The organism is Alistipes sp. ZOR0009 (assembly GCF_000798815.1).
In the GTDB taxonomy this organism is placed as follows: domain Bacteria; phylum Bacteroidota; class Bacteroidia; order Bacteroidales; family ZOR0009; genus Acetobacteroides.
Map to the genome: position 1 here is coordinate 17731 of NZ_JTLD01000076.1, position 19779 is coordinate 37509.

12 protein-coding genes are annotated in these 19779 nt (G+C 44.0%); 7 read left to right on the plus strand and 5 right to left on the minus strand.

Going from position 1 to position 19779, the window contains the following annotated elements; genetic code table 11:
- Positions 1-738 precede the first annotated feature (738 nt).
- Both L990_RS15975 and L990_RS15980 read left to right on the plus strand, forming a co-directional pair.
- Positions 739-3852, plus strand: a complete 3114-nt coding sequence (locus L990_RS15975; protein ID WP_197057312.1) for a SusC/RagA family TonB-linked outer membrane protein — start codon at positions 739-741, stop codon at positions 3850-3852.
- A 24-nt stretch (positions 3853-3876) separates the two neighbouring features.
- Positions 3877-5547, plus strand: a complete 1671-nt coding sequence (locus L990_RS15980) for a RagB/SusD family nutrient uptake outer membrane protein (RefSeq protein ID WP_047451476.1) — start codon at positions 3877-3879, stop codon at positions 5545-5547.
- Between the two features lie 67 nt (positions 5548-5614).
- On the opposite strand, the gene L990_RS15985 is transcribed toward L990_RS15980, so the two are convergent.
- The 4 genes from L990_RS15985 to tsaD all read right to left on the minus strand — a co-directional run bounded on the left by L990_RS15985 (position 5615) and on the right by tsaD (position 10500).
- Positions 5615-6373: a metallophosphoesterase gene (locus tag L990_RS15985; RefSeq protein WP_047451480.1), complete on the minus strand. Its 759-nt coding sequence runs from the start codon at positions 6371-6373 to the stop codon at positions 5615-5617.
- Between the two features lie 11 nt (positions 6374-6384).
- Positions 6385-7536, minus strand: a complete 1152-nt coding sequence (locus L990_RS15990; protein WP_047451481.1) for an MGDG synthase family glycosyltransferase — start codon at positions 7534-7536, stop codon at positions 6385-6387.
- A 1046-nt stretch (positions 7537-8582) separates the two neighbouring features.
- A complete protein-coding gene (gene yaaA / locus L990_RS15995) occupies positions 8583-9347 on the minus strand; it encodes a peroxide stress protein YaaA (RefSeq protein WP_047451483.1) in 765 nt (254 codons plus the stop codon).
- Between the two features lie 133 nt (positions 9348-9480).
- On the minus strand, positions 9481-10500 hold the full coding sequence (tsaD, locus tag L990_RS16000) for a tRNA (adenosine(37)-N6)-threonylcarbamoyltransferase complex transferase subunit TsaD (RefSeq protein ID WP_047451486.1): 1020 nt from the start codon (positions 10498-10500) through the stop codon (positions 9481-9483).
- Between the two features lie 48 nt (positions 10501-10548).
- Here tsaD and L990_RS16005 point away from each other — a divergent pair, with 48 nt between their 5' ends.
- From L990_RS16005 to pgeF, 5 genes are all read left to right on the plus strand, one after another.
- Positions 10549-15072, plus strand: a complete 4524-nt coding sequence (locus tag L990_RS16005; RefSeq protein ID WP_047451488.1) for a translocation/assembly module TamB domain-containing protein — start codon at positions 10549-10551, stop codon at positions 15070-15072.
- Between the two features lie 98 nt (positions 15073-15170).
- The gene (locus L990_RS16010; RefSeq protein ID WP_047451489.1) at positions 15171-15872 is read left to right on the plus strand and encodes a MotA/TolQ/ExbB proton channel family protein; all 702 of its coding nucleotides are present in this window, start codon (positions 15171-15173) and stop codon (positions 15870-15872) included.
- A 22-nt stretch (positions 15873-15894) separates the two neighbouring features.
- Positions 15895-16296 carry an ExbD/TolR family protein gene (locus L990_RS16015; RefSeq protein ID WP_047451491.1) on the plus strand — a complete coding sequence of 134 codons (402 nt, stop codon included), beginning with the start codon at positions 15895-15897 and terminating at the stop codon, positions 16294-16296.
- A gap of 8 nt (positions 16297-16304) precedes the next feature.
- The gene (locus L990_RS16020) at positions 16305-17126 is read left to right on the plus strand and encodes an energy transducer TonB (protein ID WP_047451494.1); all 822 of its coding nucleotides are present in this window, start codon (positions 16305-16307) and stop codon (positions 17124-17126) included.
- Positions 17127-17170: 44 nt separating this feature from the next.
- Positions 17171-17974, plus strand: coding sequence for a peptidoglycan editing factor PgeF (pgeF, locus tag L990_RS16025; RefSeq protein WP_047451495.1), 804 nt, complete (start codon positions 17171-17173; stop codon positions 17972-17974).
- Positions 17975-17998: 24 nt separating this feature from the next.
- Here pgeF and L990_RS16030 read toward each other — a convergent pair whose 3' ends face one another.
- Entirely contained in the window at positions 17999-19108 is a 1110-nt protein-coding gene (locus L990_RS16030; protein WP_047451498.1) for a pyridoxal phosphate-dependent aminotransferase, read from the minus strand.
- Positions 19109-19779: the final 671 nt, after the last annotated feature.

Here is a 19779-nt window from a genome sequence, read left to right on the forward strand (position 1 = left end):
CAGACGTCTTTAACAATTTACAATTGCTAGCATCTATCCCTCATCATCAGAAATCACCTTACCACTTCCACTGTACAAAACAGCACGCTTGTTTAATTTAACAACAACACAACTCATCAAAACATCCGACACTTAAGCAAAAACAGGCCTGTATCACCTCATAATTACCTTACAGCAACTGCTAGTTTCAAAGAAACTTCTACATTCAACATTTTTACACAAACAAACATTCAAATGAATATCAAACATTTACCACACATCAATTTCTAAGATAAATTTTATAAACAAAGCGTAGTGCAACCACAAAGCATTAAGAAAAAACAGCCGCTGCTCATTTATATTATTTCACAATAAAGAAAAACACATAAAATATCAACCATTCGTCTCTCGAACTAACAAACACACTAAATCACTAATTATCAACTCATATAAATAAAAACAACAGGACTACATCTATTACCTCACCTTCTTTTTACTCATGCAAGGCATTCAAAAAAGAAACTCTTTTTGCACAAGAAACAACGCCATTTCTATCGAAAAAAATACAACCAGAGCATAAACACCATAACACGCCCTACCGGTATGTTAACATAATTTTAATAGAAGCATCCATTATTAGCATTTATTTTCAATTTTAGCACTCGGTAATAAACCTCCAAAATCGACGAGCAACCACATTTTAAGGAATCCAGTCCGTCGTTAAGGGAACAAATTGTACAACTAACTTTAAATCTAGGTATGAAAAGAAAAAAGGGATTAGCAATGCCTAATGGGCTTGCCATGCCAGTTCGACTGCTCTGCCTTGCGTTTATCCTACTTTTAGGATTTAGTGCAGGAGCACAGCAACTCACCACAACTGGTAAAGTAAAGGATGCAAAAACGGGTGAAGCAATACCTGGCGTATCTATTGTAGTAAAAGGGACTAGTACAGGAGTAGCATCAGACATCGATGGTAATTTCTCCATTAAAACATCTACCCCTAACGCTATCATCACATTTTCATTTGTAGGCTACCAAACCTTAGAGTTACCGCTTAAAGGACAAAAGTCGTTGGTCGTTTCGCTTGAACCGTCTAACCAAAAGATTGACGAGGTTGTTGTTGTAGGGTATGGCACACAAAAAAAAGCAAATCTAACAGGATCTGTCAATGTAATCAAAGCAGAATCTATAACAGGTCGCTCTGCAACCTCCCTTACAAATTCCCTACAAGGCACAACTCCTGGAGTTACAATAGTATCGAATCCAGGAGATGTAGGTCGAGACATGGGGTCTATTACTGTTCGAGGAAAAGGAAATTTGAGCACCTCAAATCCTCTGTTTGTAATTGACAATGTAATTTCGAGCGAAGGAGACTTTCAGCGAATAAATCCATATGATATCGAAAGCATTAGCGTTCTAAAAGATGCGGCAGCATCTGCCATTTATGGTTCGCGAGCAGCATACGGAGTATTCATTGTAACAACTAAAAAAGGAAAAGATGGCAAAATGTCTGTCAGCTACAACGGATACTATGGAATGCAAACGCCCACTATTCTCCCTAAAAAACTAGGATCAGTCGACTTTGCGATGTTAACGAACGAAGCAAATGCAAATGCAGGAAAAACTCCCGTATACACTGCTGATCAAATTAAGATTATGCAAGATGGAAGCCAACCTGATCTATACCCGAATACAGATTGGTACAGCCTTGTATACAGAAAAAACAGCCCCATACAGGAGCATAGCTTAAATTTATCAGGTGGAGGGAAAACTCGCTACTACATAAGTGGCTCATTTTATGATCAAGAATCACTAATTCGAAAAAAAGATCTAAAAAGATACTCCTTTAGGACAAACACCGAAACCGATTTTAATAACTATATTAAGTTAGGTTCTAGCATCTCCTATGTGAAGGATGATTTTACAAATCGAGGTGGCGACTTCTCTACCGCTGACTTGGATAGAATGACGCCATTAACAGTTGCTCGCCATTCAGACGGAACATGGGGTAGCATAACAGCAGGAAAAATAGGCGAAACACTAGCAAAAGATAACCCACTTCGCAAGATTGCAGAATATGGAAGGTCTGACTATAATACTTCTCGCTTCAACGGATCTGTTAATATGGACATCACTCCCTTTAAAGATCTTAAAATAACCAGCATTCTATCTTACAACCAGTACAATAAAAATGCATCAACCTTCGAAAATGAAGTAGAACCAGTTACAAATTTTCTGACAAAAAAAGCCATAGAATCAACAAAGGTTTCACCCAACAACCTTACAAAAAAGTGGGAAACAAGTACTAATCTTGTAGCTCAAGTTTTCGCTACTTACGAAAAAACATTTGGAAAACATGACGGGAAAGTTATGGTAGGTACTCAATACGAGAAATACAAATACCAGATGCTTTCTGCAGGAAGGAAAAAATTCCCGTCAAATTCACTGGATGCTATAAATGCGGGATCAAACATTGGAGAAAATCTGTCTAATAACGACGACATTAAAGAAAGTGCATTTCTCTCTCAGTTTGGAAGATTCAACTATAGCTATGACAGCAAATATCTGTTTGAGGCCAACATTCGTTTCGATCAAAGTTCAAAATTTCACAAAGACCACAGACTTGGTATTTTCCCTTCATTTTCTGCAGGATGGAGAATAACTCAAGAAGATTTTTTACGCAACATAGACTGGCTTTCAAACTTAAAACTAAGGGCATCATGGGGTAATCTTGGTAATGTAAACAATGTAGGCTACTACGATTATCTCGATGTACTTGGCACTGGAACTGCCCTTATTATAGATGAGAATAAGGTTGACGGAGTATGGCCTGGAAAACAACCCAACCCATCATTAACGTGGGAAACAATTGTAATGGCAAATATAGGATTTGACATAAGTCTTTTCCATAACTCATGGGACATCCAAGTTGATCTATTTAATAGAGAAACAAAAGACATACTGCTTCCTCAACCACAGCCCGTAGAGTTAGGCCTCTTAACAGACAGCGACCCTAACAAAACCCAAGAAAAATCTATAAATGGAGGTGTTGCGAGAAATCGAGGTATTGAATTTTCAACAGCGTATAGAGGAAGCATAGGTGAGCTTAAATACGAAATATCCGGTAATTTCTCTAAAATATGGAACAAAATTACCGATTTAAAAAAAGTGGAGTTCCCTCCTGTTGGAGTAACAAAAAATAGCGTAAACCATCCCATCTCGTCCTTCTACATGTATGAAGCAGAAGGGCTATTTGTTGATCAAGCAGATATAGACAACCACGCAAAACAAAGCACAGCAACTAAACCAGGGGATATTAAATACAAAGACCAAAACGGAGACAACATTATAAACGAGGAAGATAGAACATACCTAGGAAACAGCGATCCCTACTTTACATATGGGCTAAGTTTTAAAACTTCCTATAAAGGGTTTGATCTTTACGTGCAAGGTCAGGGAGTTGCAGACGTAAAAGTTTATCTTGACGCTGAAGCTTCTCAAGCATTTTTCAACGGAGCAGGAGCAAAAGAATATCAACTAAAGCGATGGACAACCGCAAATCCCAATCCAAATGCTGCTTACCCAAGAGTTCTACCTAGTGCCGCCAATGGCCATAATAGAGTTCTTTCTTCCTTCTGGCTATACGACGCATCCTATTTTAGAATTAAAAGTTTAACTCTAGGATATAACATTCCGCAAGCAGTGACTAGCAAAATTAAAATAAGCAATGCTCGTGTTTACCTATCAGCTAGCAATCCTTTCACAATAAGAGGTGATAAGCGAATGGAAGATTTCGATCCAGAAACTCCATCTGGAAGGGGATCATATCCTAACCTAAAAGTTTATTCCATTGGTATAAACGTCACATTTTAGTCTTTAAATCAAAAAAATGTAAAAATGAAAGCGTTGAATTACAAAAATATATTTGGATCACTACTGTTTGCAATTGCACTTAGCAGCTGCGAAAGTGATTTTCTTGACCGCTTCCCGAAAGATAAAATCTCTTCAGAAACCTTTTGGAAAACTGCAAAAGATGCAGAGTACGCTTACAATGGCTGCTACGCCTATGTAGACGCTAGCGTTTCTGACGCCTACAAAGATGGCTATGCCGATAACGCCTATTGCCAATATCCTTGGGAAAGTAACGCACCTTCCATTTCGGCTGGAGATATAGATGCTAATATTGAGGAAAGCTACAATTATGTAGGGATTCGTCGTTTTAACTACTTTCTCGACAATATTGATAAGGCCCCAATTTCTGACGATCTAAAGAAGAGATACGTGGCAGAGATCAAAGTACTTAGAGCTTGGAGGTATTTCAACCTAACACAAAAATTTGGGCCCGTTTCATTAGTTACAAAATATATTATCGAAACCGAGGATGGTAGAATAGCACCTACACCCGAGGCCGAAATCGTAAAATTTGTAGTTTCAGAGTTAAATGCAGCAATTGCAGATCTCCCTGAAAAGGCAACTTCGAAAAGCCGTATTTCTAAAGCAGCAGCTCTGGCATTAAAAGCAAGAGTACACCTCTACTATCAACAGTGGAATGAAGCCGCAGCCACCGCAAGCGAAGTTATGAAGTTAGGGTATGAACTTTTCAAAGTTACATCTCTTACTGCTGCGGACTTTAAGGATGATTACAGCCAATTTGTAACCTTTGCCAACGATGCTGAAAAAGAAGATTTTTATAAAGGATTGAGAAGCTACGAAAAGCAATACTGGGATGTAAACTCAGGCAATAAAGAGGTTGTATTTGAAGTTGAATACCTAAAAGAAAGTTCCTACGAATGGTCTAGCGGTATAAATACTCTTTTCCTAGCTGCAAATTCAGGAGGAGGATGGAGCTCCATTACTCCAACTCAAGACCTTGTAAATGCATACCTAAAGAGAAACGGAGAGCCATTTACACCTCCTACAAAAGAAGCAAGAGCTGCTCTGTATAATAACGGAAAGTATGCGCCGGAATTTCTAAACGAATTTAAAAATAGGGATACAAGGCTTTATGCTTCTATTCTATTCCCCGGAGCTATGATGAACTCGATAGAAGAAGGATATGTGTTTACATGGGAAAAAGGCGGTAGCAACATCTCTGCTAGCGGCTACAACTTCAGAAAACTAGTCGATCCAACAGATCCTTCTGCTGCTCCCGATTGGAAAGGTCCTCAAAACTACCCTGCAATTAGATATGCTGAAGTTCTTTTAACTTATGCTGAGGCAAAAAACGAGGCCTCAGGTCCCGATGCCAGTATCTACGATGCGCTTGACCAAATTAGAGAAAGAGTTGCAATGCCTAAAATCAACAGAACCACTGTAAATACAAAAGAGCTGCTTCGTGAAGTAATTCGCAATGAGCGCAGAATAGAACTTGCAGGAGAAGGTTTTAGATGGGATGATATCCGACGTTGGAACATTTCTAAAGATGTTATGAAAAACACCTATAGCATAGACAACGACCTTGTACAAGCAAGAAAGTGGGAAGATAAATTCGTAAGGCTTCCCTATCCTCAATCTGCCGTTGATAGAAATCCAAAACTTAAAGAAGCCCAAAAAGGTAAGGGCTACTAACCCCCCATAAAACAACTAACGAGGTTACCTTTAGAGGTAACCTCGTTTTTTTTATATCCCAGCGCGGCTAGGCGCGTTGCACTTTTGTACTAAGCTTGCGGCCCTGAAGAACGGCCTCGCACTCCACCTTCGAGTATTTGATGGTTTCGCAGCGGAGCGTCTCGGTATCTATCACCACCCCCTGAAAGCGGCCCAGGGTGCAGCTGCCGGTGTTGCAGTACTGCTTTTTGCTATTCAGGTAGTAGGTGTTGTGGCTTTCCACCTTGTGGGTATGGCCCAGCACCACCACGTCGTAGGTGCGTAGCAGCCGTAGGGCATGCTTCAGGTACTTGTAGGTGTTATACTTTCGGGGAACTTGGTTGATATCCTCCAGCGCATCGATGGTGTTAAAGTACACCCGCTCTACCCAACGAATATGGATGATTCGCTTAAGCAGCAGGTGTAGCCCGAAGCCGATTGCCCTCCCAACTCGTGTACCATTCAAAAAATCGGCTTCGTGGCCATGCTCAAAGTACACCTTTCGTCCCTGCGTATTTACTATGGTATGAGAGAACGTTCCTAGCGGACTAATAAAGTCGTGATTACCCTTTATGAAGATGGCCCCTATCGACTTCAGGAAGGTTATGAGCTCCTTATTCTTTCGGTAGGCATCCTTAAAGCGGTACTTGTACAGCTCGAAGATATCCCCGTTTAGCACCACCTGATCTATCTGATGGCCATCGATCACCTGCTTTAGCATGGCAATAAAGTCGCCGTTCGACCACTCGAAGGTGCCAAAACGGTCGCCATTGCCCAGGTGTAAGTCCGATATTACCAGCACGTTCATCTCGTTATATTTTATGCAAAAATGTACTCCGACACCAGGTGGGTACCGTTGGTAAGCTGCTGCTGCCTTACGCGCTCCTTGTAGCGGCTCATCACGCTATCGTTGCTGATGAAGCGCAGCGCGGCATGCCCCACCCTATAGGGGGTTGGCTCGTACACGCCCAGCCCGTTCTGCACCACAAACTCCAGGTTACCCTTCTCCTGCTCCCAGATGTAGGAGTTGACGATCGGGATCTTGCCGCTCATCAGAATTTCCATGATGGTGTTGGGTCCGCCCTTGGTGATCACCACATCGGCGATGTTGATAAGCTCGTACACGTACCCCACAAAGCCCAGCGCGGCAAACGAGGCAAAGCGCCCCTCAAATCCCGCGCGCAGCAGCGAGCGCCGCTGCTCCTCGTCGCGGCCGCACACCACCACAATGTTGGCATCCAACCTAAGCGCGACCATACTTTTTAGGATGTCCATAGCTCCCGGCATTCCGTCGCCGCCACCTAAAAGCAGTATGGTCTTCTTAGATTGATTTATCTTTAGCGTGTTGGCTACCACCTGCCGCTCCTCGGCGCCCATTGGCCGCTCGAAGCGCGAGTTGACGATAAACGGGAACACCTTTATCCGGTCTTCGTCGGCCCACTTCTCCTTAAGCACCTTCTCCTTAAGGCGCTCGCTAAAGAGCACGTAGCTGGGTCCCTTGCGCAGAAACCAGAACGGGTGCGCCGTGAACGGGTCGGTAACAATCACCTCCACCTTTATCTTAAGCCCCAGCTCCTCCACCAGGTCCATTACCGGCTTGATGATGAAGAAGTGGAGCACCACAATCTTATCGGGCTTATTGGGCAACACCACCTGCCGCACGTAATCTTTGATGGGCTTCCCCACCAGCGCAGCCGTAGAGAGCGAGAACGGCCTGTACTTGTTTAGCTCGTACAGCACCGAGTACACCCACTTAGCCCGCTTTTGAGCCATTCGGTAGCCATCTTCCACCACCCCGTTGATGTAGCGAGGCGCATTCTCCAAACAGTTGTAGAGCATGGGCGTGCAGCTTTCGGGATACTTATGGCTAAGGTACGACGCGATGGAGCGGGCTGGCGCCTCGTGGCCTCCACCTGTCCTGAGGTAGAGTAGCGCGATTCGTTTGTTTTGCGGGTTGCCTAAATTTTTCATCTCTGAGCTATTTTCTATACCCCAAATTTACCGCCCGCACGTTAAGCCTACGGGTAGGCATCGTTACCATTACATAAATATATAGGGGGATGGATGGCCCAGCCGCTTTACAATGCCGTAACCTTACCTTAAAATGCATGCAGCCAAGCCGTAGCATACTGAGGCTCAAGGAAGATACACCAGGCTGCCACCTCCCTTTCCGACCGTAGCTGAAAGTCCCGTTGGAGCACCACGCCTACCTCCTACCGCAACCAGAAGTGGCTCCTGCCCTCTTTTGTAACCCCGATCGCAGTCGGAAGCTCTTTTTACCTCAAAAACATCTTCCGACCGTAGTAGGAAGCACTTCGAGACCTTTATTTATACTTCCGACCGTAGTCAGAAGTACTTTTCAGCCCAAAATCCACATCCGATTATAGTCGCAAGTACTTTTTATCTCAAAAACAGCCTCCGACCGTAGTCGGAGGTACTTCGAGACCTCTATTTACACTTCCGACCGTAGTCAGAAGTACTTTTCAGCCCAAAATCCACATCCGATTACAGTCGGAAGCACTTTTGCCTCAAAAACATCTTCCGACCGTAGTAGGAAGCACTTCGAGACCTCACGTTGTGCTTCCGAACGTAGCTGGAGGTAGGTTTTGCCCTCTGGGGGTACTTCCTACCGCAGCCCAAAGCGGCGCCTCTGGCCAACGGCACGCCCCACAGCCCTCCGAAGCGCGGTAAGGGCTACGGGCTACGCCGGCACCATCATCGGCAGACATCGAGACATAAGCGGGAATAAAAAAAGCGCCATCTCCAAAAGGGAAATGCCGCCAGACAGGGGCTGTACGCCGCCTAGGCTGCCATCGCCAGCCTATACGAGGTTGTACGTGGGGATGCATCAACCAGCCGCCCAGCCGTTGGCCAGCGGCAGCATCCACCTAAAAGAAAGGGAACGATGTAAAAGCAAAGAGGCCACCCGCCGTTTGGCCAATGCGCCCCGTGAAAGCCCCTACGGGGTGGCAGGCACGGGCAGGCGGCAGCGCGGACAGGCTACCGAGGCCGCGGCGCTACCGAACAAACACCCAACGATCCATCGTCGATAGGTCGGGGTTGTAGGCGTAGCCGCCGTAGTCGAAGGTTTTGATATCCTCCACCTCCTGTATGTTTTGCTCGGCCAAAAAGCGCACCATCATGCCGCGGGCGCGCTTGGCCATCAGGGCAATTACGCGTGGCCTATCGCCCCTATCCTCCATAAACACGGGCGTTACGATGCGGGCGTTTATGCTGGAGGGGATAATCGACTTAAAGTACTCCTCGGAGGCGAGGTTTACCAAGGTTGGATTTTCGAGTAGCAGGAATTCGAGGTTCAGCGCATCGGTGATGGTGCTGCCCCAAAACTGGTAGAGGTTCTTGGCCTCGCCCACGCCCAGCTTGCTGCCCATTTCGAGGCGGTAGGGCTGGATGAGGTCGAGCGGACGAAGCACCCCGTACAGCCCCGAGAGGATGCGCAGGCGCCCCTTTAGGTAGTCTACCTGCTGGGGGGTTAGGCTGCGGATGTCGAGCCCATCGTACACGTCGCCGTCGAAGGCATACACCGCCTGACGGGCGTTATCGGGGGTAAATGGCAGGTGCCACTTCTGGAAGCGCTCGAAGTTGAGCACAGCCAGCTTGTCGCTGACGTGCATCAGGCTGGCAATGTCGGCCGGATGCAGCTGGCGGAGCGCTTCAATCAGCCGCTCCGACCTATCGAGAAATTGCGGTTCGGTAAATTCTGCTACAGGAACTTCACTTTTAAAATCGAGCGTTTTTGCTGGAGAAATAACAATCTTCATATGTATAAAATTTAATGATCGTGGTTGTACCCGTTGCCTACAGGGCTACAGAGGGGCATTGCTGGTGCCCCACGCTTCGGATAGCGGCAGGCGCTTGTGTGGCAGGGTCTCTCTCCTAAACAAACAAGTCGACCTAAAGCTTAATCCGCGTTACCGGAGCCACCGAAAGCGGCGTGCGCTCGCCCTTAAGGTAGCGGAAGTATCCCGTTATGCCAATCATGGCGGCATTATCGGTGGTGTAGCCAAACTCTGGAATAAAGACGCTCCACCTGCGCTTTATGCCCTCCTCTACCAGCCTATCGCGCAGCCCCGAGTTGGCCGATACGCCGCCGGCTACGGCAATCTGGCGTATGCCGGTTTGCTTAGCCGCCTTTACGAGCTTGTCCATAAGCACCTCTATAATGGTATACTGGATGGATGCGCACAGGTCGGCCTTATGCTCCTCAATAAAGTTGGGGTTCTGGGCTACGGCATCCCTCAAAAAGTAGAGGAACGATGTCTTAAGGCCGCTAAAGCTGTAGTTCAAATCCGGAATCTGCGGCTTAGCGAACTTAAACGCCTTGGCGTCGCCCTCCTTGGCCAGCTTATCAATCATGGGGCCTCCGGGATAGGGCAGCCCCATCACCTTGGCGCACTTGTCGAAGGCCTCGCCGGCGGCATCGTCAAGCGTTTGACCGATGATTTCCATCTCTAAATGGTCGCGTACCACCACAATCTGCGAGTGCCCTCCCGATACGAGCAGGCAAAGGAACGGAAACTGCGGCTGCACAGGCTCCTGATCGGGCTTCTGTATAAAGTGCGCCAGGATGTGCCCCTGCAGGTGGTTTACCTCCACCAAGGGTACGTTCAGCGATATGGATAGCCCCTTTGCAAAAGACGTACCAACCAGCAGCGAGCCCAGCAGCCCCGGGCCGCTTGTAAAGGCAATGGCGTCGATGTCCGACACCTCCACGTTGGCCATTTCGAGCGCCCGATGTACCACCGGAATTATGTTTTGCTGATGCGCCCTAGAGGCCAACTCGGGAATAACGCCACCATACTTCTGGTGCACATCCTGGTTGGCAATAACGTTAGAGAGCAGCACCTGATCTCGGATTACCGCTGCCGAAGTGTCATCACACGAAGATTCTATCGCTAAAATTGTAACTGCCATCGCCTATCGCTGTGTAATAAAATTTATTTATGCTAGTTTTGTGTCTGTATGACTAAAAAGGAACTACTCAAAAAAATAGTAAAGATAACTTCGTACACGGTATTGACATTGTTGGCAATACCGCTTGTTCTTTTTTTAGCCTTAAAGAGCCCAAAAGTACAAACTTTCGTTGTACATCAGATAACCAACATCCTTTCGGAAAAGTTTAAAACAGAAATTAGCATCGAGTCGGTAGACTATGCCTTCTTCAACAAGCTCCGAATGAATAAGGTGTTCGTTCGCGACCAAAAGGGCGATACGCTACTTTATGCCAGCAAGATATACACATCGGTGCGTTGGGTAAACCTACAAAATAGAACCATATCGATAGGCACCGCCGAGCTGGATAACGGAAAGTTTTTTCTGAAGCAGGACTCGACGCATACCCTGAATTTAAAGTTTATTTTAGATGCATTTGCCTCTAAGGATACCACCAAGGCAAAGCCCTTTACCTTCCGCGTACGTAACCTCGAACTAAACGACTTTGCCTTTAAGTACCATAAGTGGGGTGCTCCAAAAATTCCCTACGGCATGAACTATGCCGACCTAGATATCCGCAACATCCGCCTAAACCTGCGCAATATCCGCATAGATGGCGATAAGATAAAGGCTAAAATGGCCCACCTGAGCGCCACCGAGAAGTGCGGCTTCGTTCTAAACAAGCTAAATGCCGATATCGACTTTTCGCCCCGCGAGATTAAGCTCTCCAACGCAAAGGTCATAACCCCACTTACCAAGCTCAACACCTCGCACATCATTTTCCGTTTTAACGGGTTTAAGGATTGGCTCGATTACGTACACAAGGTGCGCATGGATGTGGTTTTCAACAACTCGTTGGTCGACTTTAGTTCGATAGCCTACTTTGCTCCTACCCTTTTAAGGTGGGATCTTAAAGGCTACGTTGATGGGCGTGTACGAGGTCCCGTGTCGGCACTTAGAAGCGACAACCTCGAATTTAGAGCAGGCGACAGCACCTACATCGCCCTAAACTTTTCGATAGTTGGACTACCAAATGCCGAGCAAACCATCTGGAGAGGAAACGTAGAGAAGGTATCCTCGAACGGTAAGGAGCTGGGGCAGCTGGTAAAAACATTTGTTGGCACGCACGGCGAACAGGTGGCCAACATCATAGGGAAGCTAGGTCCGCTTAACCTGAATGCCTACTTCAGCGGTAAGTTTGCAGCTTTTACCTCCTCGGCCGAGGTAACATCTGCCATTGGAAACATATCAGCATCGCTGGATACCAAGGAAAGCAAAGGGCACACCAATGGCTACAAGCTGCAGTTTACCACAAAGGCTCTACACCTTGGGCACCTGCTCGATCTTAACAAGTTCGGAACAATAACCACCAGTTTTAAATCGGAAGGTGCCACCACCGGCCAGCTAATACATAGCTCCGAATCGGTGGCAATAGTAGACGAGCTGCAGTTTAACGGCTACACGTACAAAAACCTAGACCTGCTCATAGACCGTAACGGTCGCCAGTACGACTACGAGCTAAACTCGCGCAGCAAGGATGCCGAGCTTCGCCTTGTGGGCAGCTACAACTTCGAAACAAAAATTCCGAGAACCATAGCCTCGGCAAAAATAGATCACATCAACCTTCACAATCTAAACTTCATGGATAAGGATACCATCTCTTCCATAAGAGGATTGATGAGCGTTGACTTTACAGGCACCAAGGTGGATGAAATGAATGGCTCCTTTACGGTTGACCATGCCACGCTGGTTTCTCATCAAAAGGAATTCCTACTAGGACGAGCAGAGGTTAACATCCAAAACTCGGAGCAACAGCGCGTCTTAACTCTCAAGTCAGACTTTATGGATGCGATGCTAAAAGGTAACGCTTCGCTGACCAAAATAAAAGATGGTGTCGACTACTTTGTAAAGCTATACCTTCCAAGCCTACCCTATAGCCGAAAAATTAGCAGCATCGTACCAGCAGAAAAAGCAGCAGCACCCGCTATAAGCCCAAATAGAAATAGGTACCTCTTTGACTGCAAAGTAAAAAATGCAGAAACGTTACTCTCCTTCTTTGTGCCCAACCTAAAAGTTGATAAAGGAACTACGCTTATAGGCGAGGTTGCACCTTCGCTAAACAAGGTCGACGTACGTCTGAAATCTGGAAATATTCAAATTGGAAGCAACCAGTTTAAAAACATAAACCTGCAAACTTTTGGGAGCGAAGATAACCTAAAAGCCAGCGTTGCTTGCGAAGAGTATATCAATAGCAACCTTTCATTAAAAAAGGTAAGCTACGAAGCCTTTACCCAAAATGATAAGGTTAATAGCACCGTATCGTTTAATAACACTACAAGGGAATCTAAGAATGAGGGAACTCTTAGGTTTATAACCAATTTCGAGAATAAAAAACCATCCCGAAAAATTCACTTTCAAACAGATTTCCTCAAATCGACGCTAACGGTAAACGACATTCCGTGGACTATTGGCAATGCCATCATCACCCTCGACTCCTCCACCGTTGCAATCGAGGATTTTAAGCTAACCAACCAACAGCAAAAGATTGCCGTTGCAGGTAAAATTTCTGAAAACAAAGATGACCAGCTACACTTTATCATCAACAATATCGACGTTCAAAATTTTAAAACGCTCTTTGCAAAATCAGGCTTCGACATACAAGGCTACTTAAATGGTGTGGCAACCCTAAAGAATATCTATAAAAGCCCCATGCTGTTTAGCAATATCAAGCTAAACGACGCCTACATCAACGGACGTGCTGTAGGTAGCCCAGAGCTGATTAGCTCGTGGGATGATGTTTCTAAAAAAATTAGCATCTTTTCGTCAAACTACATAAACGACAGGGAGATTTACAGGATATCGGGAACCATAACACCCGATACCAAAGAGCTAGATTTAGATGTAAAAGTCGACCAGCTTCGAGCGTTTCTTCTAGAACCCTTTACGGCTGGTATTGTATCCAACTTACGGGGCTTTATTTCGGCCAACCTAAGCATAAAAGGCAAAACGAACAGCCCTATTATCGAAGGTAAGGCATACCTGAATGATGTCAAGGCCAAAGTGGACTTTCTAAACACGACGTACGGAATCAACGCACCTGTTACCATTACTCAAAACGAAATTCGTATTGCAAACGATACTCTTACCGATGTAAATGGACAAATTGCATTGGTTGATGCCCGTGTAACCCACCGCAACCTGAAAGATTTCAAATTTGATATCAACATTCAGCCTCAGAAATTGCTGGCTTTAAACACCAACCCAAAACTTAGCAATATTTTTTACGGAACAGCTTACGCATCAGGGCTAGTTAAAATACAGGGCGACTTACAAAATCTAGTAATGCGCATCAGCGCTCAAACTGAAAAAAACACAAAGGTTGTTATACCTTTAAATAATAGAACTCAAATTCAGGATCAAAGCTTTTTAACCTTCGTAAATCCCAACTCCAACGAGGTCGATTTTAAACCAGAGGAAAAGAAGACAAAGTTTAAACCTAAATCTAACCTCAAAATATACCTCGACCTAACGGTGACACCTGATGCAGAAGCCCAAATCCTGCTAGATGCCAGCATGGGTGGTATGGCTATAAAAGCTCAAGGAAATTCCGTGCTAAGCATGGAGGTCGATCCTTCAACCAACCTTTTCCAGATCAGAGGAGTGTACACCATTCAAAAAGGGAACTTCAAGCTCTCGCTGCTCAACCTGACCTCAAAAGATTTTTCGATAGATAACGGAAGCACCATATCGTGGACTGGCGATCCTGCCAACGCGTCGATTAACGTGGCTGCGACCTATAAAGTTCGTACTAGCTTAGCGCCCCTATTTGCAGGAACAGAGCAAGGCAGCAACCAGCGCTACAACATCGACTGTAAGACCTCGTTAAGTGGAATGCTTTTAAATCCAACCATCAAATTTGATGTAAAACTCCCAGAAAGTGATCCAGCAACACAAACATTGGTTGCCGCTGCATTAAACACTGAGAGCCAAATGCAGAAGCAGTTCATTAGCCTTCTTATGATCGGCCAGTTTTACCCAGAACAAACATCCCAAAATAATAATGATGTTATTGCCAATGCTGGAAAAGGTATGGCATCCGATCTTATCTTTAGCCAGCTCACAAACATTGTTTCCCAAATATCGAATGATGTTGATTTTGGAATAAAATATACGCCTGCAACAGCAACTACAGATCAGGAATACGAGGTATCCTTCTCAAAAAACCTATTCAACGACTGGGTTACCGTAAATGGGGTTGTCGATTTTTCAGGAAACACGAAATCGACAGGACAGGGTGTTGCGGGAGATTACGACATTGAAGTTAAGTTGGACAAAAAAGATCGGCTAAAGTTTAAAATGTTCTCCTACCAGCAACAAGATAACCTCCTAAAGCTGAGCAACACCAAACAAGGTGTGGGGATTTTCTATCAAGAACAGTTCAACTCCTTTAGAGATCTATTTAAGCGTAAAAAAAAGAAACGTAAGGAGGTAAATCCAGACTCCTCCTCCGCAAATAATAGCAAGGAAGCAAACAAGCAGCCAACACTTCGCTGACAGGGTAAACATTAGCATTAATTTCCAGAAATGTTAATGCCTTTGTCCTAGTGTTATCTTTTTACTATTTTCGACAAAACTTAAGCCCTAAAAAGAATATGATGTTTAATATTTTACTTCAAAGTGGTGCTGCTGCCGACACGGCAAACACCCTTGTAGCCCAATCGACTCAGGCCGAAGGGTTATCTTTTTTTTCGTTAATGGTAAAGGGAGGTCCAATTATGATTCCCCTAGCCGTACTATCGGTACTTGCTATCTATATTTTTGTAGAACGATATATTGCCATTCGCAAAGCCAGTAAATACGATTTAAACTTCATGAATCGCATAAGAGAGTATATCCATGAAGGAAAAATAGATTCAGCGCTAGAACTGTGTCGCCATAATGAAACGCCTATTGCGCGCATGATAGAGAAGGGTATTGAACGAATTGGACGACCTTTAAACGACGTAAACACGGCTATCGAAAACGTAGGCAACCTTGAAATTGCAAAGCTAGAAAAAGGCCTACCCCTTCTAGCAACCGTATCGGGAGGAGCACCAATGATTGGCTTCTTAGGCACGGTAGTAGGTATGATTGATGCCTTCTACAAAATGTCAGCAGCAGGTAACAACCTCAATATTGGATTACTATCAAATGGTATATATATAGCAATGGTAACCACCGTAGGTGGACTAATTGTTGGTATTATGGCATATTTTGGTTATAATATTTTAGTGGCTCGTATCGAGAAGTTGGTTTACAACATGGAGGCAAATACGATGGTATTCATGGATTTGCTTAACGAACCCGTAAAATAATAGCAAAATAAAAGATACTACAATGGCAATTAAAAGAGGATCAAAAGTAGAAACCAGCTTCAGCATGTCGTCAATGTCCGACATGGTCTTTTTGCTGCTTATCTTCTTTCTCGTAACATCCACCCTTGTAAGCCCGAATGCGCTTAAGTTACTGCTCCCTAAAAGTAATAGCCAAGTGCCAGGAAAGCCTGTAACAAGCGTTTCCATTGCTGATAAAAACGGAACATACTTTTTCTACATAGAAACAGAGCCAGTTGCTTTCGAAAACCTACAAAGCGTACTACAGCAAAAATTGATGAACGAAGAGGAAAAAAGCATTGCGCTTCATGTAGACAAAAGTGTACCAATGGAACAAGTTGTTAAGGTAATGAATATCGCCAAAGACAACAATTATAAGTTAATATTGGCAACCAGTCCAGAATAAACCACTCTATGGAGAGCTCGAACACATCAAAGATTGCAGGGATTATTGGCACAATAACTTTTCACGGAATTATATTGCTGCTACTAATCCTTTTCAGTCTTAAACCTCAACTTCCCCTTCCTCCTGAAGAAGGGATTCTGATAAACTTTGGCGACAGCGATGTCGGAATGGGTAGCATTGAACCTTCAATGGCCGACCCTATGGCACAATCTGCCGCATCTCAGCAATCCGCAAGTCAAGAAGAAACACCAATGACTCAAGATTTTGAAGAGGCACCATCAATTGCTGCCAAACCCAAAGTAAAAAAGAAAGAAGACATTAGAAAGCCTACAGCACAAGTAACGCCAACGACCTCTACTAAAACGCAGGAGTCGGTTCAAGCACCTCCTGTAGAAAAACCGAGAGAGGTAAATAGGCGTGCTCTCTTCCCCGGAAGAAGCAATGCAAATGTAGCCTCACGAGGTGAAGGTGACGGCGGAGGCGTTGGAAATCAAGGAAATCCAAATGGCTCTCCTGATAGTAAAAGCAGGATTGGAGGTAGCACTGGCGGAAATGGGACCTCGTTTAGCCTAAGTGGACGAAGGGTAATCGGTGGGCTTCCTAATCCGGATTATGGAGTACAAGCATCAGGCAAGGTTATCGTCTCCATAACCGTGGATCAAAATGGAGGTGTAACCAAGGCTACATATTCACCAAAAGGTTCTACAACTCAAGATGCTCGACTAGTAAACGCCGCACTCAATGCAGCAAAACGAGCTAAATTCAACGTTGATAACGACGCCCCACCCTCTCAAACAGGGCATATTACGTATATTTTCAACCTTCAATAATCTTAAAAGAGCGATATTTCGCTCTTTTATACTTTATAGATAGCATGCAAATTTTATCAAGAGTTCCTTTGACGTACACCTTCAAACTTTTCTCCGAAAGAAAAGACGTACTTGTTTTTGTAACCACACGCCTTGGAGGATCTAGCCAAAACCATCTCGCATCATGTAATATAGGGTTCAACATGGAAGAATCTGCTGAAATTACAGTTGCAAATCGAAGAAATATTTGTAATGCCTTAGGCATCGATTTTGAAAAGACAACCTTTCAGCAACAAGTACACGAAGATTATATTTCCATAGTTGATCTAAAAAATGCAGGTTCTGGTCTATTGCAAAAAGAAAATGCGCTTCCACACTCCGATGCTATGATTACAACCGAAAAAAATATCACCATTTTTGCCCAAGCCGCAGACTGTGTTCCAATAGCCATCTACGATACAAAACAGAAAGTTGCTGCTGTTGTACATGCCGGATGGAGAGGAACTGTAAAAAAAATAGCTCAGAAAACCGCAATTAAAATGATTCAAGAGTTTAACTGCTCTCCCAACAATATGCTCGTTGGAATAGGTCCTTCTATCGGACGTTGCTGCTACGAAGTAGGACCAGATGTTATTGACTCTATCAACCAAAACTTTGCCGACACTTCTAAAATCATACAACAGCATGGCAATTCTGTGCACCTAGATCTCTGGGAAGCCAATAAATGTCAACTTATAGAGATAGAAATTCCAGAGTCAAACATTGAAATCGCCCAAGAATGTACAAAATGCAACGCGCATCTTTACTACTCATCCAGAAATGATAATGGACGTAGTGGCCGATTTGGAATAGGAATTACGTTATTATAAAAGGGAACTCCGTAGAATTCCCTTTTATCTATTTTTCAAAGGATCGAAAAACTTTTTTAACTTTTCGTGAGGAACAGACACGCACACTCTAGAATATTTCTCGGCATTCTTCATCGTTTTTGCAAAAAATGCTAAGGAAACGCTAGCTATCCGGTGCTTCATCAACTCCTCATAAGGAACATTCAGTATCGAAAAAATACCTACAGGAGTAGACTCTTGGTAGAATTCTTCAGCAAGAAATCCGTTATCTCTCAAATATTTAATATTTTTAGTAATCCCATCTACAGTTTTACGCTTAAAGTCAGAAACAGCGTCTTTACCTTCATCTGTAGTTAACAATCTAAGCACCAGCTGCTGCGAAAATCCATTTATTCCATTCGTACTAAAAAGCAGCCGCAGTAAAATTTCCTTATTAAATATAGGGTTAGTACTATGAATAAACCCCAACCTCATTCCACTCAACCCTACTGATTTGCTAAAACTTTCTGTTATAACGACATTTGGGAAGTTATGAATCCTCTTATAAAAATCATCCTGCCTGTCCATGAAGATGCGACGATACGGGCAATCGCAAAAAACGACAACGTCATTATCGTTTAAATATTTAATAATATCGAAAAGTTTCTCATCATCATACTTGTCTCCAACTGGATTGCTAGGATCGCAAATCAGAACTGCATTGCCTCTTAGTTCTCCAATCATATCTTTTAAAGAAGACAAGGAATGGTATAACCCGGCTTTTCGACCTCGCATTTGCATGACCATAAAGTAAGACTCCCAAATGATTTCGGGAACGTAGATCGTTTCTACCTTTACCGTTTGAAAAGCCATATCAATTGCCGACATACCGCCTCCTGTGATGGATATATTGTTGACGCTAGCACTCCCACTAAGGTATTCGGCATTAATCGCTTCCTTCAACGCTAAAAACCCTGTCGTTGGTGGATAGACCTGCACTTCAGGAGAATTAAAGTCTATTGTTTTTACAACTTCCTTTAGGTCAATATTAACAACTGCATTAATTCCCCTATTCAATGCGAGATACTCTTGCCCTGTTTCCTGGCTTAAACGACGAACCAAATCGCCAATTTCAACAATAGCGCACTGTTCTGCTCCACTAACTATCACTTCCATTTTAATATATATTTACGTTCTGAAGTCGAACACAAGATATATAAATTACAAACCTCTGATACATAAAATACAACAAAGGCATATAATTACAAATAGATAATAAATTCGCTGTATTCATTTCACTTTTGAATTACTTACATGCGACATCAAAAAAAATTACAACCAAACATCAAAAAAATCAGCAAACGCGTTACATACACGCCCCAAAAAACACGTTGTCTTATCACATTATTTAACATTAGTTTTATAGATACGTGTCATGAAAGTTTCTGAATACACCTCAACTCCTATTTTGAGATCTAATCAATTAATATTCCTTTTTTGGCAGGATTTACCCTGTAGGCAGGTGGGGGGAAGCCCTTTTTTTGCGCCGTCTGGCCGATTTTTCTGAAAATAAGAATTTAACATTTTCGGGAAAAATCGAAAAAGTAGGGAAATCCCCTATGGAATTTGTCGCCAATTTGATGCCGGTCAAAAAGGGGCCGTTCAGACTTCTTTTGTAAAACAGCTAAGCGCCCCCTCCCAGTTAGCTGAAAAGGGCCGCGGCTTACGACCCTTTAATAAAAGTATGCCAAAAAATGGGCGTAAGCCCCGTGCTGTCAGCCCGCTACCCGACGTAATTGGCCTTCCAAAAAAAGCGGCTAAAAGTATGGATTTACCTAATTGAGCCG

Excerpts from the sequence above, each read along its gene's own strand:
- L990_RS15980 (WP_047451476.1), top strand. The coding sequence starts at position 3,877 with ATGAAAGCGTTGAATTACAAAAATATATTTGGATCACTACTGTTTGCA.
- L990_RS15975 (WP_197057312.1), top strand. The coding sequence starts at position 739 with ATGAAAAGAAAAAAGGGATTAGCAATGCCTAATGGGCTTGCCATGCCA.
- yaaA (WP_047451483.1), bottom strand. The coding sequence starts at position 9,347 with ATGAAGATTGTTATTTCTCCAGCAAAAACGCTCGATTTTAAAAGTGAA.
- L990_RS15985 (WP_047451480.1), bottom strand. The coding sequence starts at position 6,373 with ATGAACGTGCTGGTAATATCGGACTTACACCTGGGCAATGGCGACCGT.
- L990_RS16005 (WP_047451488.1), top strand. The coding sequence starts at position 10,549 with ATGACTAAAAAGGAACTACTCAAAAAAATAGTAAAGATAACTTCGTAC.
- pgeF (WP_047451495.1), top strand. The coding sequence starts at position 17,171 with ATGCAAATTTTATCAAGAGTTCCTTTGACGTACACCTTCAAACTTTTC.
- L990_RS16010 (WP_047451489.1), top strand. The coding sequence starts at position 15,171 with ATGATGTTTAATATTTTACTTCAAAGTGGTGCTGCTGCCGACACGGCA.
- L990_RS16020 (WP_047451494.1), top strand. The coding sequence starts at position 16,305 with ATGGAGAGCTCGAACACATCAAAGATTGCAGGGATTATTGGCACAATA.
- L990_RS16015 (WP_047451491.1), top strand. The coding sequence starts at position 15,895 with ATGGCAATTAAAAGAGGATCAAAAGTAGAAACCAGCTTCAGCATGTCG.
- tsaD (WP_047451486.1), bottom strand. The coding sequence starts at position 10,500 with ATGGCAGTTACAATTTTAGCGATAGAATCTTCGTGTGATGACACTTCG.
- L990_RS16030 (WP_047451498.1), bottom strand. The coding sequence starts at position 19,108 with ATGGAAGTGATAGTTAGTGGAGCAGAACAGTGCGCTATTGTTGAAATT.
- L990_RS15990 (WP_047451481.1), bottom strand. The coding sequence starts at position 7,536 with ATGAAAAATTTAGGCAACCCGCAAAACAAACGAATCGCGCTACTCTAC.